Below are 23,600 nucleotides of genomic sequence, written 5' to 3' on the forward strand. Positions count from 1 at the left end.
GCGGTTACGGTACCACTTAGCCAAAATCAGTTTGATGCGCTGGTATCACTTGCCTACAACATTGGGACCAATGCATTTAGCAAATCAACTTTGGTGAAAAAGCTGAATGCCAATGATAATCGTGCTGCTGCGGATCAGTTTGATGTGTGGGTGAATGCGGGTGGTAAGCGTATGCAGGGGCTTGTGAATCGTCGTGCTAAAGAAAAGGCTTTGTTTCTATCATGATCAAAGCATTCATGCTGTGCATCCTCTTATCAGGTTGCACAGCTCATTCAATTACGACGAATGTGAATGTGGGGATTTGTGTGAAGGCTCTTTGATGGGCCTTTATTTACACCTATATATAGTCATTAAAAAATGTAGACTGATTTGTAGACTGTTGAATTATATTTGTAGACTGCTAGTGGTTGTTAGTGCGAAGTGTTGCATATATACAATACATTTAAAAACAACGATCTACAGTTATTTACAGCTAATTAGATTAAACGCAAAACAATGTTCTTATAACTGGAAGTTCTAAAGCTACTCTTCTGCTAAATAAAGCCTACATCATGTAGGCTTTATTTTTAGGTGTTAAAAAAGCTTAATTCGCCATTTGATAAAAATTTTTATTTGGTAGATGAAGAAAACCTATGAATAACAGACACTAGATACTTAAAATCAATTAAACCATAATGAAAGTAGGTGTATAGTAAATGGACTTACTAAATTTAGAGTGATGATCCCTATGCCGATCAAATTTGTAATACGCTTTGCAGCGATTTTATTTTCAGTTTTAATTTTAGTGGCGCTTGCTATTCAGTTTTTCTTTGATCCGCACTATACCGTGGTCTTTTGGATCTTTGCTATGCCGTTCATTTTAGGTACTCCAATTCTAGCATCTGTAGTTTTAGCGAAAAATGAAGAACTTGATATTCACTCAGTCAATTAAAAAATGACCTGAAAATATAGCCTTTCAGCATACAAAAGTCCGTCAAATGATGGGCTTTTTATGCAATCTTAAATTTTGCAAAACTCGCACAATTTTTTTCAAACATATTTGCTATGTTGATATTTTATTTAAAGAAATATTTTTTATGAAAAAAATCGTAATGCTTGGATTAATGGTTGCAGCTATTTCGGGTTGTAGTACTGCGCAAAAAAATGAAACTGAAAAGCCAACTTTAGGTATGGCTAATCCTGCCAGTACATACTGTGTTGAACAGGGTGGTAAATTAGAGATTCGAAAAGAGGCCAATGGTGAAGTAGGCTATTGCCATTTGCCGAATGGTCAAGTCATTGATGAATGGACGCTTTTCCGTGCTAGTCAAAGCAAATGTGTTGCCGAGCAAGCAACAGCTTTGATTGGTCAGTCAAATTTAACTGAAGCACAGATTAAGCAAAAAACCAGTGCGAAGATGGTACGCTTAGTACAACCAGGGCAGCCTGTGACAATGGATTATCGCGAAGACCGTGTGACAGTAACAGTTGATCCGAAAACCAATAAAGTCGTTCAAGCAAGCTGCGGTTAATTTTTCTAAGTATAAAAGCCCAAATTTGGGCTTTTATACTATTTAAAGTGGGTAATGGTTCTTCATTTGAAAAAGTTTGATTATGATAGGGCGAATAGGAGAGTTGTAATGAAAAAGTTATTCGCTTTGGCTGCTGTGATTGCACTGGTGGGTTGTGCTGAAAAAAAACCGTTAACACCACAAGAGCAATGGCATGGCTATTGTAAAAGTATTGGTAATGCAGCACGTTCAATTATGTTAGATCGTCAAAATGCCATTGAAAAAGATAAAGCGATTGAGCATGCCAATAAAGTTGAAGATGAAATGACTAAGTCATTTGCATTAGAAATTATTGAAGATGTTTATGCTTTACCTGAGGCTGAAATTAAATCTGATATTGAAGGTGCACGTGAAAAAATTCGTGTGAAATATACTGAAAAATGTATCGCAACACCGCATACTGAAATGCCAAATTACAAACCGTTCTAAGGAACGGTTTTTTTATTTTTGGATGGAACTTTTTGTGACAAAACTCTAAATCATATATATAGCAAAGCATATAAAAATAAAGAATAATGAACATAAAATAAAAAACGAGAGGAGCAGAAAATGGAAGTTGTTGGCTATTTAAATCATGCAGATTTACTCTTGGAAGATGAAAATGGTGTGGCCGTAATTGGCGGTGGTCATTATGTCCTTAGCTTGGGTGACCATGTATACTTGAAACACGCGCTTGACCACGAATCTACGCGTATTTCAGTGCAAATTTCTTTTGCAAGCTCCGCACATCAAAATTTGCATGAGGATGAAATTCAGATGAAATTTGAAGGCTGTCGTGAAAGTTTCAAACAATATATCCAAGCGACAACAGTACACTAAGGTTGAATATTTATATTGAGTAAAAAGAGGCAACATAGGTTGCCTTTTTTGTTTTTAAATGGCAGTTCAAAGTTAATGTGAAATAATTCCAAAGGATCTGACTATATTGCTGTTTTTGTGTGCAATTGATATGAACATCATTTAGTTAGAAAATAATGGGCATCACGAAGAAACACTTGTAGCGCATTAACTTTTAACTGGAATTTTAGTAAAATTAAGCAGTCCATATTATTTACGTAGCTTTCTTTAAAGCAGGAATACGTAAATAATTTTTTAAAAAAGAGGAATAACACTGTGCTAGAAGCTTACCGCCAACACGTTGCAGAACGTGCCGCACTCGGAGTCCCACCGAAGCCACTTGACGATGCTCAAACAGCTGCATTAGTTGAATTATTAAAAAACCCACCAGCTGGCGAAGAAGCATTTTTAGTTGATTTACTAGAAAACCGTGTTCCAGCGGGTGTTGACCAAGCTGCATATGTTAAAGCTGCATTCTTAGCTGCTTTGGCTAAAGGCGAGGCGACTTCACCATTAGTTTCTAAAGAACGTGCGGTTTACTTACTAGGCACTATGCTTGGTGGTTATAACGTTGCTCCTTTAGTTGCTCTTCTTGATGACGCTGAATTAGGTGAACTTGCTGCTGAAGCGCTGAAGAAAACGCTTCTCGTATTTGACGCGTTCCATGACGTTGCAGACAAAGCAAAAGCGGGTAACGCGAATGCACAAGCGGTTATGCAGTCTTGGGCTGACGCTGAATGGTTCACCAGCCGCAAAGACGTTCCGACTGAAATTAAACTGACAGTTTTCAAAGTTACTGGTGAAACCAACACTGATGACTTGTCTCCAGCTCAAGACGCTTGGAGTCGTCCAGACATCCCATTACACGCAAATGCAATGTTGAAAAACGTGCGTGACGGTATTAACCCAGAAGTTCCTGGTGAAGTTGGTCCGTTAAACCAAATTAAAGAACTTGTTGCTAAAGGTAACCAAGTTGCTTACGTCGGTGACGTTGTAGGTACAGGCTCTTCTCGTAAATCTGCAACTAACTCTGTACTTTGGTTCTTCGGTGACGAAATTGCTCATATCCCGAACAAAAAAGAAGGCGGTTACTGCTTAGGTTCTAAAATTGCTCCGATTTTCTTCAACACTATGGAAGACGCTGGTGCGTTACCAGTTGAAATTGACGTAGCAAACATGAACATGGGTGATGAAATCACTCTTAAAATCGACAAGGCTACTGCTAAAGTAACTGCGTTCAAAGACGGCGCTCAAATCGCTGAAGCTGACCTTAAAACTCCAGTACTTCTAGACGAAGTTCGTGCGGGTGGTCGTATTAACCTGATCATTGGTCGTGGTTTGACAACTAAAGCACGTGAAGAGCTTGGTCTTGAGCCATCAACTCTGTTCCGTACTCCAGTACAACCTGCTGACACTGGCAAAGGCTTCACCCTTGCTCAGAAGATGGTTGGTCGCGCTTGTGGTCTTCCTGAAGGTCAGGGTATCCGTCCAGGTACTTACTGTGAACCACGTATGACCACTGTTGGTTCTCAAGATACAACTGGTCCTATGACTCGTGACGAACTGAAAGACTTGGCTTGCCTAGGCTTCTCTGCTGACTTGGTAATGCAATCTTTCTGTCACACAGCTGCGTATCCAAAACCAGTTGACGTTCAAATGCAACACACGCTTCCTGATTTCATCATGAACCGTGGCGGTGTGTCTTTACGTCCAGGTGACGGTATTATCCACTCTTGGTTAAACCGTATGCTTCTTCCAGATACTGTTGGTACTGGTGGTGACTCACATACTCGTTTCCCAATCGGTATTTCATTCCCAGCGGGTTCTGGTCTTGTAGCATTCGCTGCAGCAACTGGTGTTATGCCACTTGATATGCCAGAGTCTGTTCTTGTGAAGTTCAAAGGTAAAATGCAGCCTGGTATCACTCTACGTGACCTAGTACATGCAATTCCTTACGTAGCGATCCAAGAAGGTGACCTGACTGTAGAGAAGAAAGGTAAGAAAAACATCTTTTCTGGCCGTATCCTTGAGATCGACCTGACAGAAATGGAAACTGACCTGACTGTTGAGCAAGCATTCGAACTTTCTGATGCTTCTGCTGAACGTTCTGCTGCTGGTTGTGCGATCACTCTTTCTGAAGAGAAAGTTGCTGAATACCTACGTTCTAATATCACTATGCTGAAGTGGATGATTTCACAAGGCTATGGCGATGCTCGTACTATGGCGCGCCGTGTTGAGAACATGGAAAAATGGTTGGCTAACCCATCACTTCTTAAAGCTGATGCTGATGCTGAATACACGAAAGTGTATGAAATCGACCTTTCTACAATCACAGAACCAGTTCTTTGCTGCCCGAACGACCCAGATGATGCGAAACTTCTTTCTGACGTTCAAGGCGTAAAAATTGATGAAGTATTCATCGGTTCTTGTATGACTAACATCGGTCACTTCCGTGCAGCTGGTAAACTTCTAGACAAAGTACCTGGTGGTTCTTTATCTACTCGTCTATGGTTGGCTCCTCCAACTCGTATGGACGAACACCAATTGATGGAAGAAGGTTTCTACAATACTTATGGTAAAGCGGGCGCTCGTACAGAAATGCCAGGCTGTTCATTATGTATGGGTAACCAAGCACGTGTAGCTCCGAACACTACTTGTGTATCGACTTCTACTCGTAACTTCCCGAACCGTCTAGGTCAAGGTGCGAACGTTTACCTGGCATCTGCTGAGCTTGCTTCTGTTGCTGCTGTATTGGGTAAATTACCTTCTCCAGAAGAATACCAACAGTACGCTGCTCAAATCGACAGTATGTCTGCTGACATCTACCAATACTTGAACTTCGACAAGATGAGCGAGTATACAGATGCTGCTAAAGACATCGATACTAAGAAAATTGCTGCTGCTCAATTGGCTTAATTTGTTGAAAAATAAATTAAATTGAGTTAGAAATAAGGGCTGAGTAATCAGCCCTTATTTTTTATGCAAAATTATTACGAAAATAAATTTGAATTTCTTGTAGCAGAGTTTGGTTTTGAAGTAGCAAAAGAAAAAATTGTCCAAAACCTCTTATATAAAAGTTCACAACCCAAGCTTGGTACATTTAAAAATAAATTTGATATGTTTTGGCAATCAAGTTTTATTAAATTTTTGACAGTTGATGATGCACAAAGTGAAAATTATATTCTCGCACTAAGCCAATATGTTCGCTTTAATTTGGTTGATAAAAGTATTTGTCTAAATTATTTAAAACTTGATGTTCAAAGCTTTATTTTAGCTGTGCGTTATTCTGGCATAATCCTTAATGCGGAACATCATTCCTGGTCTGTACTAAATGAAGTTAAACAAGAAGTTAATATAGAAAAACTGTCTATATTTTTTCAGACTGAAGAGTATTTACAATCACAATATAAGCATCGATTAGACATTTATGAAGATATTAAGAATAGGCTGAATATTGGTCAAATTACGGCTATGGCTTTTGGAAGTTTATATGCATATGAATATTTGATTCCAAATCAGGATTACTTTAATTATTTGCCTTATCAGTTTGATGAAAATGAAAATAATTCAGCAGAAACAGTTTGGAAAGCTTTTGATGAAATAGTTAAATTTTCTAAAAAAAATACTAAAAAACTGACGGATCAATCAATAGGATTAGCACTGAAAAATAAATTAATGCCTTTCTTAATCGGGGAAGGAATGACTCCGCTTCTTCAAGAGCAGTATGAATTGTATAAAAAGCTTGTGGCTATCAAAATTGAGATTATAAATTATAAAAGAAATGTACTAGAGTCGTTTAGTTTTGATAAGCAGGTAAATTACGAGCTGAAAAATTCAGAATTGATTTATACTAATACAAAAGATAAAAAAGATAATTGGTCAGAGAAAAATTCATTACTCATAAGTTATTGGTTGGGTATTGGTACTAAAAAACTGTTAAATTCCGATGTTATATATAGCATTATAAATACTGGTCATAACTTAGAAGCTAATGCAGTTGCTTTATCTAAGGCTTTTGCTGTTAAAGAACAATTAGAACAAGTTTATGGGATTTTAGACTTCAGTATTAATCAACAAAAATTAGATGCTTATGAAATCATGATTACTATGACTTTATCACAAGCTCATTATTTAAAAGATCATATAGAAAAATTTATAGGTTTTTTACCTCATGCTGAAAGTAATTTGCATGCTTTAACAGAACTAACTATGCATGGTTTTGTAATAGGTGAAAATAGAATGCCTTTCACATTTGCAAGGCAAGAAGATAAGATTAAAAGAATGTCATCATGGGTAAAAGGCAGTTCAAATACTGTCAAAAAAAATAAAATGGAACAAATTTTGAATTTTTGGACTTGTGATTTGTATAGTGAAGATCATCATTCAACATTTCAACAAAAGCCATTTTACAAAATCGATAATTTCGTTTTTCAATTTCCATGGCTAACTGCATTTCAAAATGTAAATACGATGATGATTAATTATGTGCGTAAGCTGCATAAAAATCGTTTAGAACTTAAAAGTGAAACAGATAATATTGAATTAAATTTAGCTGAGAAGTTTAAGAATGCTGGGTTTAATGTATTTTGCCAATATCAACCTGCAGATAGAGAAGTTGGTGAAATTGATCTTATTGCTATATGTGAAAATCATGTTATCGTCGTAGAGGTTAAATCGACTTATATTAAAAGTAGTATTCAAGAAATTTATGAATATCGAAATTTCACTCTGAATAAGGCTGCTTATCAACTTTCCAAAAAAGTTGAATTTGTGAAAAATGGTTTTTTAAATCAATTTTTTGAAAATTTAGATGATGTAAAAATTCACTCTTGGATTATAGATACAACCTTAGAGTTTGATCATCACTATTTTGATAATCATTTAAAAATATCAATGGATGAAATAATTATATCTTTAAATGGAAAAGTTGATTTTATGGATTCGATTGTAAATAGTTCATTCGATGAAGAAAGTGATGTGAAAAATATTGACCCTCTTAATTTTATAAAAAATATTGAGAAAGATGAATTTTGGGAACATCAAATAGGTAATTATGATAATTTTATGAATCGTATGATGAGTAAATTGAATGCCTAAACAATCTCGATTCCTCTGTATTGGTGGTTTCCTCAACGGAACTCAAGTTAAAGATCAAGGCGATAGCTTTATTTGTGTGGAAAATGGAAAACAAGTGACCTACCGAAAAATAGAGATTTTCCATCAAGACTCGTGGGATCATGACTATTATGTTTGTGAAACTACGACAGACCAACAAGCACGAAATTGGGTGTATGACATTGAGTAAGTCATCAATGGATTTATGAGTTAAAAATAGACCAAAATATACTTGGTCTATTTTTTGTTCTCATATTTATAATTATAAAAAAATTAGAGCATTATAAATAGCGATTGTTTGTTCTTTGCTCAGTCTTCTGTGAAGAGGAACGTATATCGGCAATACAAATATCTTAAATCTAAATTAAAGATGTATTTGCTAATGATAATTAGTATCACTTGCGTTATTTTTTGTTTATAATTTTTCGAAATGGATTGATATGTAATGACTCAAACCACTGAGATGTTCGAAAAGGATTTTATAAATCTTAGTACTTGTGATACTACAAACGTGCTTGTTTTACTTAAGCATAGTAGGCATGCGTGCACTTTAAAATTATCAATTCATTGTCTTATTTTTTCTCATTAGCTGTGAATGTCCCGATATGTTTAAACGTCCTCTGTCTACACAAAAGCCACTCTATTTGGCGATGCAAATTATTTTCCTATCTTCAACTGCCATGCTGTCTATAACACACGCAAACACCGTGGAAGAGGAGGAGGCGAATGCAAGGTCTCAGCCAAATGCACACTTGGCGACCATCACCCTTACAGCCCAAGATAAAACAGCAGTCACCGAAAATACAGGCAGCTATACGACGAGCAGCACAAATACCGCAACCAAGTTAAATTTATCACTGCGTGAAACGCCACAAACAGTCAAAGTCTATACCCGAGAATATTTAGATGACCGTAATATTGAGTCTTTCCAAGATTTGATGAGTAATATTACAGGTGTATCTACTCCGCGTACGGACGAACGTCAGCGACCTTATGCACGCGGTTTTGATGTAGATTATTTCCTCATCGATGGCAAGCCAACAACTGCAAACTTAGTGGCAGCTGACCTAGATTTAAGCATTTATGATCGTGTTGAAGTCGTAAAAGGTGCTAATGGTTTAATGACTGGAGCTGGAAGCCCAGCAATGGGTATTAATTTAATCCGTAAGCATGCAAATTCAAGGGAATTTGCTGGATCAGTAAGTGCATCGGCAGGTTCATGGAATAGTTATTCAAGCTTGGCAGATTTATCTGCACCTTTAAATAATGATGGCTCACTTCGTGGACGCATCTTCGTAAAAGATTCTGATGAAGATTCATTTATGGATTTTTATGAGAAAGAGCGAAATATTGTTTATGGTGCAATTGATTATGATATTAGCGATAAAACATTATTATCTTTCGCTGCATCTTATCAAGAGTTGAATCGCGATGGTGTACGTTGGGGAGGCTTACCCGCATTTTATACCGATGGTACCAGACCAATTTTGATCGATCACTGACAGTCAGTTCTGACTGGACGTATTGGGATGCCAAAACGACAATGCTTTTTGCTGACTTAAAGCATACTTTGTTTAATGATGTAAGTTTAAACGTTTCATATTTATATAGACAAGAAGATTCATCTTCAAACTTGTTGTACACAACAGGGCAAGTGAATAAAGAAACAAATAAACTTCCTGTCTATAATAAGACTACCAAAAAATATAATGTTTCTGTTTATGCAGATGATGAACTTACCGATGAAAATAATGTCGATGTTTATATCGCAGCACCTTTCACACTTGCCGGCCGTGTGCAAGAGGTTGTTATTGGAGGGGCATGGAATAAATCTGAATTAAAGAAAAATAACTTTGGAGGTTCTTATTATACGGGAGGGAATGTATTAAATGTAGATACATTAAACTTTAACGATATGAATACCCAAATTGTTGTACCTATAGAAAAAAATCAAAAAGGTGTACTCAATAACACGGTTCAAACAGCAGGTTACATTTCAGGTAAATTCCATATTTTAGATCCATTAAAAGCAGTTGCAGGTGTTCGTGTTTCAAATTGGGAATACGAAGCAGCAGATGGTAAAGGGAATAGAGAGTTTAAAAATGAGATTACACCTTACTTTGGCCTTATTTATGACGTTGCGCGAGATTATTCAGCATACGTGAGCTATACCAGTATTTTTAAACCACAAAACAGAAAAGATGTAAGTGGCAATTACCTTGATCCTATTGACGGTAAAAGCTATGAAATGGGTTTAAAAGGTGAATATTTGGATGGAAAGCTAAATGCCGCCTTATCTATCTTCCGGATTGAACAGGCTTTGTTGCATAAATATGTAAGCATCTGATTTAAATAAATTTAATTTTGGATCAAAAAATAATCAAAACTTTTAAAATCATATAGTTATGAAATCTTTGTGCAACAAAGCCTCTTGCAAATGCAATGCTGGGTTATAAGTTTGATCCAAATTTTAGTACACAACTTAATGTAAATAATTTATTTGATAAAAAATATTATGATGGAATAGGCTCAGACTCAATGATTTGGGGTGAACCAAGAAATGCAACATTAAGCTTTCATTATAAATTTTAATTTTAAAGTTACGCTGCTATAAAAATAAAAAGACCCAATTGGGTCTTTTTATTTTTTAAGATTATGTATTTTTAAAATACTGAGCTCAGTTTTAAAACATCATGTAATCTAAAGCATAGAAATTGTACATTGAGAAACTTTAGCCTGTTCATCACTGACTTATCTGTTTTAGAATTAATGCAATAAGCATCATTGGATATCTCATGAACTATCAATTCGATGCATTTATGACCATTGTTGCAGCAGTTGCTGTGCTATTGGTCGGTTATGTATTTGTGAATAAAGTCAGTATTTTAAAAAAATATAACATTCCCGAACCAGTTGCGGGTGGGTTGGTTGCAGCTGTTATCACTTATAGCTTATTTAAAAGTTCAAACATAACTGTCAACTTTGATACCAATATTCAGCAAATTTTTATGCTGATGTTCTTCACCTCTGTGGGGTTAAGTGCAAGCTTAGTTAAGCTCAAAGAAGGTGGGAAGTCGCTGCTTATATTTTTAGTCTGCGTTATTGTATTTGTCCTGCTGCAAAATGTGGTCGGTATTAGTCTTGCCAAAGTTTTAGGTCTAGACCCGCTGATTGGTTTAATTACAGGCTCGGTCACACTCACAGGTGGTCATGGGACAGCAGGTGCATGGGGCACGATATTTGAACAAGAACATGGTGTGCATGGTGCGATTGTGCTGGGTATGGCAAGTGCAACATTTGGTTTAATCATTGGTGGGGTAATAGGTGGACCTATCGCTAAATTTCTGATACGTCGCTACCAGTTGGCTGAAGAAATTCCAGCTGCAACAGGGCGTAATGAAGCGCCACCTTCAGCACAAACGGCTCCATTTGAATTTCCTGAAAAAACGCGTCTAATTACGGCAGATGATGCGGTCAAAACCATGGGGATGTTTGCCATTTGTATCAGCTTTGCATACTTCATGACAGCGGTAGCTAAAGGGCAGTGGTTTGAGCTACCAGGTTTTGTTTGGGCTCTAATGTGTGGTGTGGTTTTACGTAATATTTTAGAGCATGGGTTGAGAGTTCAGGTTTTTGACCGCTGTATCGATGTATTTGGCAATGCTTCACTGGCACTGTTTTTAGCCATGGCATTGATGTCCTTACAGCTTTGGTTGTTGGCAGATTTGGCTGGCCCACTGGTGATTATCCTGATTGTTCAAACACTGTTCTTAGCACTTTATTTGTACTTTGTGACTTTCCGTGTGATGGGGAAGAACTACGATGCTGCGGTACTTTGTGCAGGCCAATGTGGCGTCAACTTAGGCGCGACACCTACAGCAATTGCCAATATTCAAGCGGTAACTAATACCTATGGGCCATCCCATAAAGCCTTTTTGATCATTCCGCTGACGGGTGCATTTTTTGTCGATATTGTGAATGCTTTTGTGATTCAGCTCTCAATTGGTATTTTGGGTTAATATTTTTAGAGATGATATCGTTAATAAAAAAGCACCTTGGGGTGCTTTTTTATTGGTTACGGTTTTGTATTGGAATGATGTGCACTATCTAAAATATCAGTATTTTAAAACTTATAGACATTAAAAAGCCCCATGGTTAGGGGCTAGTCGTATGCACATCTAAGGCACATACTGTAAGAGGCTCATCTCATACTGCGTGTATTAAACCACATTTACACAATATTTGCAGTAATCACTCAATCATAATGAGGTCTGATTTATTTTCGAGTTTCAAAGGGCGTAAGGCAAAAATTGAGCGTGTATGACGTACACCTTTCATTGAGTATAAGTTTTTACGCAAAAAGCGCTCATAGTGTTCTGCATTTTTCACTGCAACTTTGAGTAAGTAGTCATAATCGCCAGTTACTAAATGGGCTTCAACCACTTCAGGCATGTAAGCCAGTGCTTCACTAAACTGCTCTAAGATTTCATCATCATGGCGCTCAAGCGTAATTTCAATAAAAAACAGCTCATTAATCCCAATAGCTTTTGAATTAATCTTTGCTGTATAGCCTTCAATGATGTTGAGATTTTCTAGGCGTTTTACACGTGTCCAGCAAGGAGAAGAGGACAGCCCAACTTTCTCAGCCAACTGGGTAACGGTCAGACGGCCGTCTTGGCGAAGTTCAGACAAAATACGACGGTCAATTTTATCTAAAACGTAGTGAGCGTCATTCATAACGTATTCCTGCGTATAATTTTCTTTATAAACTATTTTATGTGAAAATATTTCTCAATAAATACTCAAAATAAGCAAATAAAAGAGAAACACTCTGCATCGGTCATGACTACAATAAAGTGATTCAATCAAAGTCATTTGGGAAATTGGCTTTGATTTGCAACCAGCGCCCTTAAAGGGAAGGGTGCCTTTTATTGGCGCTGTTTGCTGACTTATTTATTGTATTTTTTGCGTTTTTGATCTTTGTTTAAACCAGTAAGTTAGAGTTAAGCAGCCAATCCAAAGTGGAATCAGCATTACTGCAATTCGCATATCAAGTGTGAGCCACATCACCACTAAAATACCAAGCATAAATACAATACAGATATAGTTGCTGATAGGGTAAATCAAAGTTGGAAACAAGGTTGATTTTTGCAATGCCAGCATACGTTGCTTGAATTTTAAGTGGGTCAACGCCAACATCATCCAGTTAATCACAATGGCTGAAACTACAAGACTCATTAGTAGTTTAAAGGCTTTTTCTGGGAAGATATAATTCAATACGACACACAGTAAGGTCACCAACGCAGAGCATAAAATGGCTGCATAAGGGATGCCGCGTTGGTTAATTTTCTTTAAAAATTGTGGGGCATTGCCTTGTTCTGCCAGACCTAGCAGCATACGACTCGTGCCATAACTGGTGCCGTTATACACTGATATAGCTGCGGTTAAGACCACAAAATTCAGCACAGTTGCAACGCCTTGACTACCTAAGGAGTCAAAAATCAAAACAAAAGGACTACCGCCTTCTGCGATTTGATTCCATGGAAACAACGAGAGCAGAACAATGATCGTAAGCACGTAAAACAGCAACACACGATAGACAATCTGATTGACCGCTTTAGGAATAGTTGTGGTCGGATTTTTGGTTTCCGCAGCAGCAATACCAACGAGTTCAATTCCGCCAAAGGAAAACATAATGATGGCCATCGCCATGATTAAGCCGGAAATCCCGTTGGGAAAGAAACCGCCTAGAGCCCAGAGGTTTGAGATAGAAGCGTGTGCACCACCGTGACCACTTGCCAGTAACCACGCTCCATATCCAATCATGCCAATGATTGCGAGAATTTTAATCATGGAGAATAAAAATTCTGTTTCACCAAAGACTTTGACATGCAGCAGGTTGATGGCATTGATCAGTACAAAGAAACCAAGCGCTGAAATCCATGTGGGAATTTCAGGCCACCAATACTGGACATAGAGGCCGATGGCACTGAGTTCCGCCATGCAGACCAAGACATTGAGCACCCAATAGTTCCAGCCCGACATAAAGCCGGCAAAAGGGCTCCAAAATTTATAGGCAAAATAACTAAAAGAGCCACTCACTGGTTCTTCAACCACCATTTCACCCAACTGGCGCATCATGAAAAATGCAATTAAGCCCGCCAGTGCGTAGCCTAAAATAACGGAAGGGCCAGCCAGTTTAATGGTTTGCGAAATGCCTAAAAATAGGCCTGTACCAATAGAGCCGCCTAAAGCAATCAGCTGAATATGGCGGTTGCTCAGCCCATGCTTAAGCTGGGGTTGCTGTTGTGCAGACATGATTCATCCATCTCTAGCACATGCGATAGACATCACATGAACTATGACTTAATAAAAATTCGTGGTGGAAATATAATATTTATTTATCGATTAATGAAATTAAATTTATCAATAGCGTTGGTTTTTATCTGAAAGCTGCAATTTTGCGGTGAAAATAAAGCCAGTCAAGCAAGTGCTGCTTGAACTGGCGACAGGCTTGGCTTGATATGTGCCACCTTAAGATGAAAGCTGTGCTGCAATTTCAGGCCATAAGTTTTGATGGGAACGCTTAAACATTGCCATATGACCAATGGCTTTGTGGCCATATGCCTGTGGTTTGAGTTCAATTTGATCTGTTTGTGCATTTGGGTAAAGGCTGAGTAGGCCTTTAACATTCACTTGCGTGGCAATTTCATCATCCGAGGCCCAAATGGCTGTGATTGGACAGCGAATATCATGGTGGAAGTCATCTTGTACTGTTATGCCTAAGGCATTAATTACATAACCCGGTTTGCTGCAAAACTGTGCCCAATCACGCGCCACATCTTTGGGTAGGTTTTCGCCCATGCCAATGGCATTGGTCGGTCCATAGCCTAAGGTATAACGTGCAATAGGGAAGATTAGTTTAAACATCACAGGAGCCAGGAGTTTAGTACGACCTTTCAAATCTTTTACGTGTCCGGTTGAGCCTGCAACGGCAACGACTTTTGCGACTTTTTCATAGTTTGGGTTAATACCTAAAAGTTGCCCACCTGCACTATGACCGAGCAAGATCACTTGTGTCGCTTGGGTTTTATTCAATAACACCTCCATCGCTGCTGGGATATCCAATTGCCCCCATTGCACGATGCTGGCTTTCGACTTTTTCAGTGGTTCATGCAGAGACTCACCAATACCGCGAAAGTCAAAAACCAAAACGGCATAGCCTTGTTCTGCAAGCCATGATGCAAAATGGTGGTAAAACTGCTGGGTAATACCTGTGGCAGGGCAGATTAAAACAGGTAGGGCTTGTTGTGTACCTTGGGCTGCATAAAAGCGCCCACTGAGTGAATAATGGTCAGAGCAGGTAATAGCTAAAGTTTCGTAATTTTGCATAATCGGTTAAGCATTGAATTTTTTTCTACTCTACCTAAGTTCCAAAAAGAAACTTGTCTAATCTATGACTTTGAAGTCAAGTAGATCTGTATAGAATAGGGTGAAAATAAAAAAGGAAAACACATGCAGTTTGTTGAATTAGATATGTCGGTAAAATTTGCACTTTTATTTAGTGGGATTTTTCTGTTTGTTGGGATGCTGACAGGGGTATGGAAATATGCACAAATACGCCATTCACCGCAGTTTCGCGCGCACTATTATGTTGATATCGCCCACCGCAGCAGTTTGTTATATGCACCTGCAAGTTTAATTATTGCGGTAATGGCCGCAATTTCAGTCTGGCCTGAACCTGTGAACATGCTGTTTGTGGGAATCAATTTATTCTTTTTTAGCTTCTCTATACTGAGCTATATTGTGCATGGGGTATTGCAAGACACGAATAACCAATTTCGTAGTCCGCATGTTCTAGGCAAATGGATTTTACCCAAATCAATCATGTTGATGGCAATGATGGCATTGGTTGTGGGGGAAATTGTGGCGACGTTGGGTTTGTTGTGGGGAATGTTTTTAGGTTTGTTTTAAGTTGTTCTTATAGTTTTTTAATTTTTATACTTTTACAAAGGTGGATGACTAATCATCCACCTGTTTGCTAGTCAATTGACTGTGTGGTCTTTCGGAATTTTTGATCGACGACTGCCCATAAATAAAAGGCAAATGATACGACGATAGCGTAAGCAAAATATTCAGCTTTAAGGTTACCTTGAATTAAGCCATGCATGATCATAATGACCATCAGGGCAATGGTGGTACTTAAATACGTCACCATATTCTTGTTTGCCTTCAGAGCGTTAATGAAGACTTGCTTGTTGAAATGTAATGATAACATCTCCATCCCTCCTTGAGTTTTTGACTAAAAACCAATGTGTTTAGTCGGATTAGTTCTTAATGTTGTACTGCTAAAACTTGCGTTGATCAAGAGCAAAAACAACTATTTTTCAGAGAAATTATGCTATACCAATCAGAAAATATGTATGTAGCATTTTTTTAGTGAATAAATAGTATTTCGTTACGGTATAAGATGACAAATAAATGATGCATGTAAGCTTATACATAGATTGTATAAAGCAATATTGATGCCATGAATGGCTTGCTAGGACAGGCTTTAAAGAATTTTATATTTTCTAATATTAAATTTATAAGAGATATGAAGGTCTTGATATACGACTTTAGCGGTGTATATGAAATGTGTCAGTATGTACAAAAACTGATGTAGAAAGAAATGAAACAATATGTGTCCATTTGGATAAAATGTGACAAATATTGATCATGCTTAAAATCAGGTTTGGGTAAAACCAGACTTTAACAACATCAGCTTTTGCTTATTTTTTCACTTTGTCGATTACAACAGCAATTACAAAAACCACCAATGATGGGATAAGCCATGCAAGGTTTTGTTCTGCAAGAGGTAAGTGAGTCAGCGCATAAGGTAGTTCAAAATTCGCAACTTTTAAACCGTCTAGAAGACCAAAGACCAAAGACACTGCTGTAACAGGTGCAATCACTCGGCGAGGATGATTAAAGAATTTCCAGCCAAAGCTCAGCATAATCACCACAATTGCAGGTGGATAAATTGCACTTAAAACAGGCACAGAAAAGGCGATGAGTTTGGTTAAACCTAAGTTTGAAATAATGAAAGAGAAACCAATCAGAATGAAGACCCAAACTTTATAGCCAATTTTAGTGATTGAACTGAAATATTCAGCACACGCACAGGTCAGGCCAATCGCAGTGACCATACACGCAATAAAAATCATGGCAGAAAGGAAGATAGAACCTAAGTCACCAAATGCATGTTGAACATATGCATGCAGGATCACTGCACCATTGCTCGCATTTGCTGCGACTTCATGGCTTCCAAGGCCAAGTTTAAATAAGCTGAGGTAAACTACAGTTAAACCAATACCAGAAATGATACTCGCAATAACTGCATAACGCGTAATCAGTTTAGGGTTGCTGACACCACGTGAACGAATGGCTTGAATAATCACAATACCAAAAACCAAAGCACCTAAAGTGTCCATGGTTAAGTAACCATTTACAAAACCTTCAGAAACAGGGCTGTCAACATAATTATTGATGGCTGGCGGAACGAAACCCGTTGGAATCATCATCGCCGCAATGCCAAGGATGGCCAAAGATAAAATCTTTAGTGGCGAGAGTACATAGCCAACCGTGTCTAAAATCTTGTTTGGATACAGTGAAATGAGGGTGACTACACTAAAGTAGATTGCACTGTAGATCAGCAAGCTGCTGCTTGATGTTCCAATATAAGATGAAAAACCAATTTCATAAGAAACGGTTGCAGTACGTGGTGTTGCAAAGAGTGGCCCGACAGTTAGGTAACACGTAATGGTTAAAATGAGGCTGGCTATTTTACCCAAAGGTGAACTTAAAATTTGAATCGAACCTTCGACACGTGACAGCGCAATAATGGTGATTACAGGTAAGCCCACAGCAGTGATTAAGAAACCAAAAGCTGCTAGCCATACATGCTCACCCGCTTGTTGAGCCACAATCGGTGGAAAGATAATGTTGCCCGCACCAATGAAGAGTGCGAAAGTCATAAAACCCAAAGCAACAATATCCCGAGTACGCAGACTTGTCATAAAAGGGAGATCGAGTTGAACAAAGGGGACGATTTTAGTGCATAAGTGTTTTTTTGGCTAATTTATTTCATGGGTGGTATTAAATTTTTTTATAAGATGAAAAGTGAATATATCAACTTGTAAAAAATAGGTTGATATATGTGATTGATTATCCATTTTAAAATATAAAAATTATAAATATGAAAAGCTTGAGTCGCTATTTTTCCTAAATTAAAAGTTGTAGTGCAAATGCTTTAAAATTACACAAATTATTTAGAGGTCAGTTGTTGAAGGCTAGCCTAAGATTTAAGTTTGAACAAAAATATTGAGAAAAGGTCTATACTTGCGACTTCATAATTGAGGATATTTCAATGCGTGGCTTAAATGTGAGCATAAAAACTGAACAAGATGTAGAAAAACTTCGTATATCTGGTCGTTTGGCTGCCGAAGTTTTAGCGATGATTGGTGAACATGTAAAGCCGGGTGTTACGACTGAATATCTGGATGATATTTGTCATGACTTCATTGTAAATACCTTAAAAGTGACGCCTGCCAATATTGGTTATCATGGCTATACCAAAACCACCTGTATTTCTCCAAATGAAGTGGTCTGTCACGGTATTCCATCGCCGAATGTTGTACTTAAAGATGGCGATATTATTAATATTGATGTGGCGATTATTAAAGATGGCTACTTTGGTGATACCAGTCGTATGTACTATGTGGGTACAGTGAAACCGGAAGCCAAAAAGCTAGTCGATACGACTTATGAGGCGATGGTTGCAGGTATTCATGCTGTGAAGCAAGGTGCGACGCTTGGTGATATTGGTTATGCCATTCAAACTGTTGCGCACCGTGAAGGTTATAGTGTGGTACGCGAGTATTGTGGTCATGGTATCGGCAAGGTTTATCACGAACAGCCAAGCGTATTGCACTATGGTCAACCAGGTAAGGGGATGCAGCTTAAAGCGGGCATGGTGTTCACAATTGAACCGATGATTAATATGGGCAAAGCGCATGTCAAAGAACTTAAGGATGGTTGGACAGTCGTGACTGCCGATAAGTCTTTAACTGCGCAGTGGGAGCATATGGTACTCGTGACTGAAACCGGTTTTGAGTTACTATCACCTTGGCCTGAAGGTACGGGCAGTTATCCAGAAATTTAAGTTGATGTTTTGTAGGTGATTAAATTTTAGACTTTGGTCTAGCTTTGTGGCCTAAAAGCTAAATTAAGTCTTAAAAGCAATCACTGATATTTCTGAAACCCTTTATTTGTCGTGTTTTTGATATTTTTTGATTAAAACTTATACATGTAAGCTATTGGTCTAGACTTTATTTTGTCACTAAAATTGTTTACAAGATACTCGCTGTAGTTTCTTATTTTGAAAGTTTATGAGCTTATCCACCTCGGTTAAGCTCTTTTTTTTGTCTCATGGATTGGCTCAATGTGATTGAGCATGTGTAGGGTTTAAAGTGATTTATTTGCGCTGAGGTGTTCAATTAAATAGTCAATAAACACACGGACAGCAGGCAGTAAACCACGACGTGAAGGATAGACCGCATGAAAAATACCGTGTGGTGCTTTCCAGTCGGGTAGTACGCGAACCAGTTCACCACTTTTCACCATATCTTGTACGATGCTGTCTGGAAGTAAGGCAATACCGCAGTTTTTACGCACCAGTTGAGCCAACATACTCAAATCAGAGCCCATCACCACAGGGTTTACACGTATTTTCTTTTGTTGCTGCGCATCATTATGCACGATGATATGTTGATCTAAATGCTCATCAACCATGCTTAGAATATGATGTTGGCTTAAATCTTCAGGTTGTTTCAGTTCGCCAAATTCATTTAAGTAGGCTTGGCTGGCAAATAAATGCTGCTCGATGTTTTCAAACTTGCGGATCACCAAACTTGGATCATCGTCTAGATTGGAGCGAACCCGCAGAGCGATATCAAAACCTTCATTAATAATATCCACACGGCGATTGGTCACCATCATTTGCACTTTAATTTCGGGATAGGTTTTTAAGAAGCTCGGTAAAATACGTGCAATTTCGTTTTGTGCAATCGATACAGGCAAGCTGAGTTTAATGACACCACGCGGTTGTAAACTGAGATGATCGACCAAGTCGTGTGCGGCTTGTGCAGCATTCATCATCACTTGCGCATGACGGTAAATGTTCATGCCAATATCGGTCACTGCGAAGTGTCGAGAGCTGCGTTGAATTAGGCGTACACCCAATCGTTCTTCGAGGTTATACACGCGTCGACTGAGCTTGGATTTAGGAATATCTGTTGCGCGTTCGGCTGCGCTAAAACCACCATGTTCAACCACTTGAGCAAAACAATAAAAATCATCTAAATCGCTTAACATTCACCATGTCCATTTGTGCAACGATAGGCTTAATTAAAAAGTGATCGTTGCAGTTTGTCAATTTTGAAATTGTAGAGATTTAATTGAAAATACTCAGTTATTTTAAGGGTTTCACTGAGTTTTCGCTTGTTTGAGTATTTCAAGCACCTCTTTATATTCTTCAAGTCGTGCAAAGTCGCGTGCTGTTGGGTTGTTTATGCGCGAAAGGTTCATATTATCGAGTACATCGACATATTTTACTTGGGTTGCAAGAGGGTTTAATGTAGTGCGCTTAGCCGCTTCCAAACGTGATTCACCTGTTTGTTTGGTCAGTGCTTGTATGGATTTAATGATCTCGGCACTAAAGCCAAGCGCTTCTAAGTCTTCAGCAGTCGTTGCGGTGTCTTCCAAAATGTCATGCAACACCGCAATGATTTGTAGGGTAGGATTGGAAAATTGCAACATGAGGCGTAATGGATGCAAGATGTAAGGTTGTCCGCCCTTATCGAGTTGCCCCGCATGTTGGGTTGCAGCCAGTGCAATGGCTTTTTCTAAAGTCGACATGATTATTCTAGGTACTTTATCCTATGCTAAACTTCGCAGCATCTTTGTTTAAAAACTAAATTATGACTTATCAATTGATCCCACTAGACTGTGAAGCGACAGATCCTGTAGCGTGCCCACATTGCCAACAACAGGTAATTGATTGGTCTCAGGAACAATACGTTCAGCCTTGCGAGCATACCTTATTTATTGCGATGGACATTGGCTTTGAATATATCACAGATGAATTTGAAGCGACCATGCAGCGCAGTGTTGATGATCTCCATGCACATGATGATCAAGTCATTATGTTTGAAGAGTTAACCCAAGCCAGTTACCCAAATTTTATCATGTTAAAAGCACCACTTGGTGTTGAAGGCTATTCACGCTATTTAGGCTTTACGGCTTAATAAATAAAAGCGCCATTGTGGCGCTTTTATTTGAATCTGCCTTAGTTTTCTAAAGCTTCTTCTTCACTTTCATCATCTGCGGTATCCATACCTAGCTCTTTGAGTTTACGCGTAAGGGTGTTACGCCCCCAACCGAGTAACTCAGCAGCATGCCGTTTACGGCCACGGGTTTGTTGCAGCGCAGCAATGATCAATGTGCGTTCGAACATTGGGGTTGCGATATCGAGAATTTTCATCTCGCCGTTTTTCAGCTTTTGCACAGCCCATTGACCCAATAACTCGTCCCAATGGTGGACTGCAATCCGATCTAAGTTCTGCGCGGCTTGTGCATCTTCACCTGAGCGGGTAATTGGAATTTGCTTCAGCTCTGATGGTAAGTCTTCAGGATAAACTTCACGTCCTGTAATCATGACCGTTAACCAGCGGCAAGTGTTCTCGAGCTGACGTACGTTTCCTTGCCAAGGCAGCTGTTGCATATATTCTTGCGTTTCAGGACGAAGGATTTTAGGGCTTACACCTAATTCTTTGCCTGCACGTGCCAAGAAGTGTTGCGCTAACATTGGGATGTCTTCGCTACGATGCGCCAGTTTTGGAATGTGAATGCGAATCACGTTCAGACGGTGATATAAGTCTTCACGGAAGCGACCATCATGTACCAATTTTTCTAAGTCTTGGTGCGTTGCCGCGACAATACGTACATCTACTTTTACTGGGATATGCCCACCAACACGGTAAAACTCGCCATCAGCCAAGACACGCAGTAAACGCGTTTGTGTTTCAAAAGGCATATCGCCAATTTCATCTAAAAACAGCGTTCCACCATTGGCCTGTTCAAAGCGACCTTGGCGCTGGGTGTTGGCGCCAGTAAATGCACCTTTCTCATGACCAAAAAGCTCTGTTTCAATTAGGTCTTTGGGAATCGCGGCCATGTTGAGTGCAATAAAAGGTTTGCTGCTCCGTGGTGAGTGGCGGTGTAGCGCATGCGCAACTAACTCTTTACCTGTACCAGATTCACCATTAATTAACACTGTAATGTGTGATTGAGACAAACGACCAATCGCGCGGAAGACTTCCTGCATAGCAGGAGACTCGCCAATGATTTCGGTCGATTGAATCGGTGGTACCGTTTTTGCCGATTCTTGCTGCTGCATTTTGGTGATGTGCAAAATCGCACGATTCACTAAAGCTAAGGCTTCATCAATATCAAAAGGCTTGGGTAAATACTCAAATGCGCCTGTTTGATAACTTGAAACAGCAGACTCTAGGTCAGAGTGAGCCGTCATAATAATGACAGGTAGATCAGGATAGTTGGCTTTAACTTTCGCTAAAAAAGTTAAGCCATCTATGCCGGGCATACGAATATCGGTCAAGATCACATCGGGTGCATCTAAACTGAGTTGGTCTAAAGCAGATTGAGCTTCTTCAAAACTTGTGACGTCAAAACCTTCTTCTTTGAACGTTTTTTCCAGCACCCAGCGCATGGCGCGATCGTCATCAATTACCCATATTTTATTTCGCGACATGGTTTAACTCCCAAGGTATATATAAGCTAAAAGTTGTTTTTCCGGGAACAGATTGGCATTCAATCATTCCGTTATGTTGATGCATAATATTTTGCGCAATACTTAAACCTAGTCCTGTGCCTTTAGCACGACCCGTGACCAGCGGGTAAAACACAGATTCTAAAATTTCTTCTGGAACGCCTGGACCATTGTCTTCGATATCAATCCGCACTACGGAGCGTTGCAGTACACCATTAATAGTCACTAAACGTTGAATACGGGTACGTAACATCAGCTCAGGTTGGTGGTCGACAAAGAACTCTTTATTTTCAGTCATGGCTTGCACTGCATTAACGCTAATGTTCAACATGACTTGTATCAGCTGATCACGATCGGCCATCACTTCTGGTAATGACAAATCATAATCACGGGTGATCTTAATTTTCTTTTTGGTTTGGTTGGTAATGAGTGAGCGGACACGCTCTAAAGGTTCATGTACATTGACCAACTCATAACTTGGGAGCTGACGAGAACCAAGCATGGTGTCTGCTAAATTACGTAAGCGATCGACTTCACTAATAATAATGTCGGTGAACTCGCTATATTGTGGATCATTGAGGCTACGCGCTAACAGTTGTGTAGCGCCGCGAATTCCGCCTAGCGGATTTTTAATTTCATGTGCAACACCGCGAATGAGTTGGCGTGCGACTTGATGTTGTTGTAAGAAATTTTCTTCCTTAGAAATTTTGAGCATCCGATCAATCGGATTGATCTCAATTAAAAGCAAAGGATGATAGGGCTTATTTGAATTCAACTGTGACACTGTATAGTCAACATGAATATCTTTAAAGTTGACCTTAATGATGGCTTCACGGCGGGTGTAGTGTTGTCCCGAGTTTAAAGTATTGAGAAGAGCTTCTTCTGTATTGAACTCATCATTGGGTGCATGGAGTAAATTAAGCGCAGGTTGGCCAGAGGCACGTAAAAGACTGATATCAAATAATGCTTCGCAAGAGGAATTTAAGTAAAAAATATTTAATTTACTGTCGACCAATAAAATCGCAGTGGTCAAATTGTCCACTAAAAGGCGATAGTCGATAGAAATAGGGTGATCCATTAGCGAATGTATCCTGTATTAAAATAGCGCAATGGCATCTTGATAAAGCATTAACCGTTCCAAATAGCGGACTGAATTGATGCAAATAAAGCAAAATGCACGCCAACTTTGATTTTGTATAGTGAAATGAGCA

At 38.8% G+C, this 23,600-nt stretch carries 21 protein-coding genes and 1 pseudogene; 13 read left to right on the forward strand and 9 right to left on the reverse strand.

The features are described from left to right. The 10 genes and pseudogenes from ACF8FD_RS07205 to gltS form a co-directional block, all read left to right on the forward strand. The coding region (locus ACF8FD_RS07205) for a lysozyme (RefSeq protein WP_392453297.1) at window positions 1-225 on the forward strand (225 nt) is incomplete at its 5' end. Window positions 226-727: 502 nt separating this feature from the next. Continuing rightward, window positions 728-931: a hypothetical protein gene (locus ACF8FD_RS07210; RefSeq protein ID WP_058869843.1), complete on the forward strand. Its 204-nt coding sequence runs from the start codon at window positions 728-730 to the stop codon at window positions 929-931. 145 nt (window positions 932-1,076) lie between these two features. Next, complete coding sequence (locus ACF8FD_RS07215; protein ID WP_178928214.1) at window positions 1,077-1,511, forward strand: I78 family peptidase inhibitor; 435 nt, start codon at window positions 1,077-1,079, stop codon at window positions 1,509-1,511. A 108-nt stretch (window positions 1,512-1,619) separates the two neighbouring features. Next, the gene (locus ACF8FD_RS07220) at window positions 1,620-1,979 is read left to right on the forward strand and encodes a hypothetical protein (RefSeq protein ID WP_392453298.1); all 360 of its coding nucleotides are present in this window, start codon (window positions 1,620-1,622) and stop codon (window positions 1,977-1,979) included. Between the two features lie 120 nt (window positions 1,980-2,099). After that, window positions 2,100-2,369 (forward strand): hypothetical protein, encoded by a 270-nt coding sequence (locus ACF8FD_RS07225; protein ID WP_058869840.1) that lies wholly within the window; start codon window positions 2,100-2,102, stop codon window positions 2,367-2,369. A 294-nt stretch (window positions 2,370-2,663) separates the two neighbouring features. Then, window positions 2,664-5,303 (forward strand): bifunctional aconitate hydratase 2/2-methylisocitrate dehydratase, encoded by a 2,640-nt coding sequence (locus tag ACF8FD_RS07230; RefSeq protein WP_058869839.1) that lies wholly within the window; start codon window positions 2,664-2,666, stop codon window positions 5,301-5,303. A gap of 63 nt (window positions 5,304-5,366) precedes the next feature. Continuing rightward, window positions 5,367-7,484 (forward strand): NERD domain-containing protein, encoded by a 2,118-nt coding sequence (locus ACF8FD_RS07235; RefSeq protein WP_234304816.1) that lies wholly within the window; start codon window positions 5,367-5,369, stop codon window positions 7,482-7,484. Beyond that, window positions 7,477-7,692 (forward strand): hypothetical protein, encoded by a 216-nt coding sequence (locus ACF8FD_RS07240; protein WP_234304817.1) that lies wholly within the window; start codon window positions 7,477-7,479, stop codon window positions 7,690-7,692. Before ACF8FD_RS07235 ends, ACF8FD_RS07240 begins: the two co-directional genes overlap by 8 nt. Before the next feature lie 415 nt (window positions 7,693-8,107). Next, window positions 8,108-10,094: pseudogene (locus tag ACF8FD_RS07245) on the forward strand (TonB-dependent siderophore receptor). 203 nt (window positions 10,095-10,297) lie between these two features. Further along, a complete protein-coding gene (gene gltS / locus ACF8FD_RS07250; RefSeq protein ID WP_234304819.1) occupies window positions 10,298-11,521 on the forward strand; it encodes a sodium/glutamate symporter in 1,224 nt (407 codons plus the stop codon). Between the two features lie 232 nt (window positions 11,522-11,753). Here gltS and ACF8FD_RS07255 read toward each other — a convergent pair whose 3' ends face one another. The 3 genes from ACF8FD_RS07255 to ACF8FD_RS07265 form a co-directional block, all read right to left on the reverse strand. Then, window positions 11,754-12,239: an Lrp/AsnC family transcriptional regulator gene (locus ACF8FD_RS07255; protein WP_004696532.1), complete on the reverse strand. Its 486-nt coding sequence runs from the start codon at window positions 12,237-12,239 to the stop codon at window positions 11,754-11,756. A gap of 216 nt (window positions 12,240-12,455) precedes the next feature. Continuing rightward, the gene (locus ACF8FD_RS07260; protein WP_234304820.1) at window positions 12,456-13,820 is read right to left on the reverse strand and encodes an amino acid permease; all 1,365 of its coding nucleotides are present in this window, start codon (window positions 13,818-13,820) and stop codon (window positions 12,456-12,458) included. A gap of 216 nt (window positions 13,821-14,036) precedes the next feature. After that, window positions 14,037-14,894: an alpha/beta fold hydrolase gene (locus tag ACF8FD_RS07265; RefSeq protein WP_234304821.1), complete on the reverse strand. Its 858-nt coding sequence runs from the start codon at window positions 14,892-14,894 to the stop codon at window positions 14,037-14,039. Between the two features lie 123 nt (window positions 14,895-15,017). Here ACF8FD_RS07265 and ACF8FD_RS07270 point away from each other — a divergent pair, with 123 nt between their 5' ends. Then, the gene (locus tag ACF8FD_RS07270; protein ID WP_234304822.1) at window positions 15,018-15,476 is read left to right on the forward strand and encodes a hypothetical protein; all 459 of its coding nucleotides are present in this window, start codon (window positions 15,018-15,020) and stop codon (window positions 15,474-15,476) included. Window positions 15,477-15,543: 67 nt separating this feature from the next. Here ACF8FD_RS07270 and ACF8FD_RS07275 read toward each other — a convergent pair whose 3' ends face one another. Together ACF8FD_RS07275 and brnQ are read right to left on the reverse strand one after the other, a co-directional pair. Continuing rightward, window positions 15,544-15,780, reverse strand: a complete 237-nt coding sequence (locus ACF8FD_RS07275; protein ID WP_114837233.1) for a hypothetical protein — start codon at window positions 15,778-15,780, stop codon at window positions 15,544-15,546. A 493-nt stretch (window positions 15,781-16,273) separates the two neighbouring features. Continuing rightward, window positions 16,274-17,560 carry a branched-chain amino acid transport system II carrier protein gene (brnQ, locus tag ACF8FD_RS07280; RefSeq protein ID WP_392453299.1) on the reverse strand — a complete coding sequence of 429 codons (1,287 nt, stop codon included), beginning with the start codon at window positions 17,558-17,560 and terminating at the stop codon, window positions 16,274-16,276. A 350-nt stretch (window positions 17,561-17,910) separates the two neighbouring features. On the opposite strand from brnQ, the gene map reads away from it, so the two are divergent. Then, entirely contained in the window at window positions 17,911-18,705 is a 795-nt protein-coding gene (gene map, locus ACF8FD_RS07285) for a type I methionyl aminopeptidase (protein WP_005400725.1), read from the forward strand. A 302-nt stretch (window positions 18,706-19,007) separates the two neighbouring features. Here map and ACF8FD_RS07290 read toward each other — a convergent pair whose 3' ends face one another. Further along, entirely contained in the window at window positions 19,008-19,916 is a 909-nt protein-coding gene (locus ACF8FD_RS07290) for a LysR family transcriptional regulator (protein ID WP_010326995.1), read from the reverse strand. A gap of 111 nt (window positions 19,917-20,027) precedes the next feature. After that, window positions 20,028-20,459, reverse strand: a complete 432-nt coding sequence (locus ACF8FD_RS07295; protein ID WP_094148173.1) for an HD domain-containing protein — start codon at window positions 20,457-20,459, stop codon at window positions 20,028-20,030. A gap of 62 nt (window positions 20,460-20,521) precedes the next feature. On the opposite strand from ACF8FD_RS07295, the gene ACF8FD_RS07300 reads away from it, so the two are divergent. Beyond that, window positions 20,522-20,848 carry a hypothetical protein gene (locus ACF8FD_RS07300; protein ID WP_058869829.1) on the forward strand — a complete coding sequence of 109 codons (327 nt, stop codon included), beginning with the start codon at window positions 20,522-20,524 and terminating at the stop codon, window positions 20,846-20,848. Window positions 20,849-20,889: 41 nt separating this feature from the next. Here the strand turns inward: ACF8FD_RS07300 and glnG are convergent, their stop codons facing one another. Both glnG and glnL read right to left on the reverse strand, forming a co-directional pair. Then, entirely contained in the window at window positions 20,890-22,371 is a 1,482-nt protein-coding gene (gene glnG, locus ACF8FD_RS07305; RefSeq protein WP_004696552.1) for a nitrogen regulation protein NR(I), read from the reverse strand. Then, window positions 22,358-23,467 carry a nitrogen regulation protein NR(II) gene (gene glnL / locus ACF8FD_RS07310; RefSeq protein WP_004696555.1) on the reverse strand — a complete coding sequence of 370 codons (1,110 nt, stop codon included), beginning with the start codon at window positions 23,465-23,467 and terminating at the stop codon, window positions 22,358-22,360. The genes glnG and glnL overlap by 14 nt, the downstream gene beginning before the upstream one ends. Window positions 23,468-23,600: the final 133 nt, after the last annotated feature.

Origin of the sequence: Acinetobacter sp. TYF_19, from assembly GCF_043105125.1 — a bacterium.
In the GTDB taxonomy this organism is placed as follows: Bacteria; Pseudomonadota; Gammaproteobacteria; order Pseudomonadales; family Moraxellaceae; genus Acinetobacter; species Acinetobacter johnsonii.

Coding starts and splice junctions, on each gene's coding strand:
- ACF8FD_RS07210 (WP_058869843.1), top strand. CDS start 728: ATGCCGATCAAATTTGTAATACGCTTTGCAGCGATTTTATTTTCAGTT.
- ACF8FD_RS07215 (WP_178928214.1), top strand. CDS start 1,077: ATGAAAAAAATCGTAATGCTTGGATTAATGGTTGCAGCTATTTCGGGT.
- ACF8FD_RS07220 (WP_392453298.1), top strand. CDS start 1,620: ATGAAAAAGTTATTCGCTTTGGCTGCTGTGATTGCACTGGTGGGTTGT.
- ACF8FD_RS07225 (WP_058869840.1), top strand. CDS start 2,100: ATGGAAGTTGTTGGCTATTTAAATCATGCAGATTTACTCTTGGAAGAT.
- ACF8FD_RS07235 (WP_234304816.1), top strand. CDS start 5,367: ATGCAAAATTATTACGAAAATAAATTTGAATTTCTTGTAGCAGAGTTT.
- ACF8FD_RS07240 (WP_234304817.1), top strand. CDS start 7,477: ATGCCTAAACAATCTCGATTCCTCTGTATTGGTGGTTTCCTCAACGGA.
- gltS (WP_234304819.1), top strand. CDS start 10,298: ATGAACTATCAATTCGATGCATTTATGACCATTGTTGCAGCAGTTGCT.
- ACF8FD_RS07255 (WP_004696532.1), bottom strand. CDS start 12,239: ATGAATGACGCTCACTACGTTTTAGATAAAATTGACCGTCGTATTTTG.
- ACF8FD_RS07260 (WP_234304820.1), bottom strand. CDS start 13,820: ATGTCTGCACAACAGCAACCCCAGCTTAAGCATGGGCTGAGCAACCGC.
- ACF8FD_RS07265 (WP_234304821.1), bottom strand. CDS start 14,894: ATGCAAAATTACGAAACTTTAGCTATTACCTGCTCTGACCATTATTCA.
- ACF8FD_RS07270 (WP_234304822.1), top strand. CDS start 15,018: ATGCAGTTTGTTGAATTAGATATGTCGGTAAAATTTGCACTTTTATTT.
- ACF8FD_RS07275 (WP_114837233.1), bottom strand. CDS start 15,780: ATGTTATCATTACATTTCAACAAGCAAGTCTTCATTAACGCTCTGAAG.
- brnQ (WP_392453299.1), bottom strand. CDS start 17,560: ATGACAAGTCTGCGTACTCGGGATATTGTTGCTTTGGGTTTTATGACT.
- map (WP_005400725.1), top strand. CDS start 17,911: ATGCGTGGCTTAAATGTGAGCATAAAAACTGAACAAGATGTAGAAAAA.
- ACF8FD_RS07290 (WP_010326995.1), bottom strand. CDS start 19,916: ATGTTAAGCGATTTAGATGATTTTTATTGTTTTGCTCAAGTGGTTGAA.
- ACF8FD_RS07295 (WP_094148173.1), bottom strand. CDS start 20,459: ATGTCGACTTTAGAAAAAGCCATTGCACTGGCTGCAACCCAACATGCG.
- ACF8FD_RS07300 (WP_058869829.1), top strand. CDS start 20,522: ATGACTTATCAATTGATCCCACTAGACTGTGAAGCGACAGATCCTGTA.
- glnG (WP_004696552.1), bottom strand. CDS start 22,371: ATGTCGCGAAATAAAATATGGGTAATTGATGACGATCGCGCCATGCGC.
- glnL (WP_004696555.1), bottom strand. CDS start 23,467: ATGGATCACCCTATTTCTATCGACTATCGCCTTTTAGTGGACAATTTG.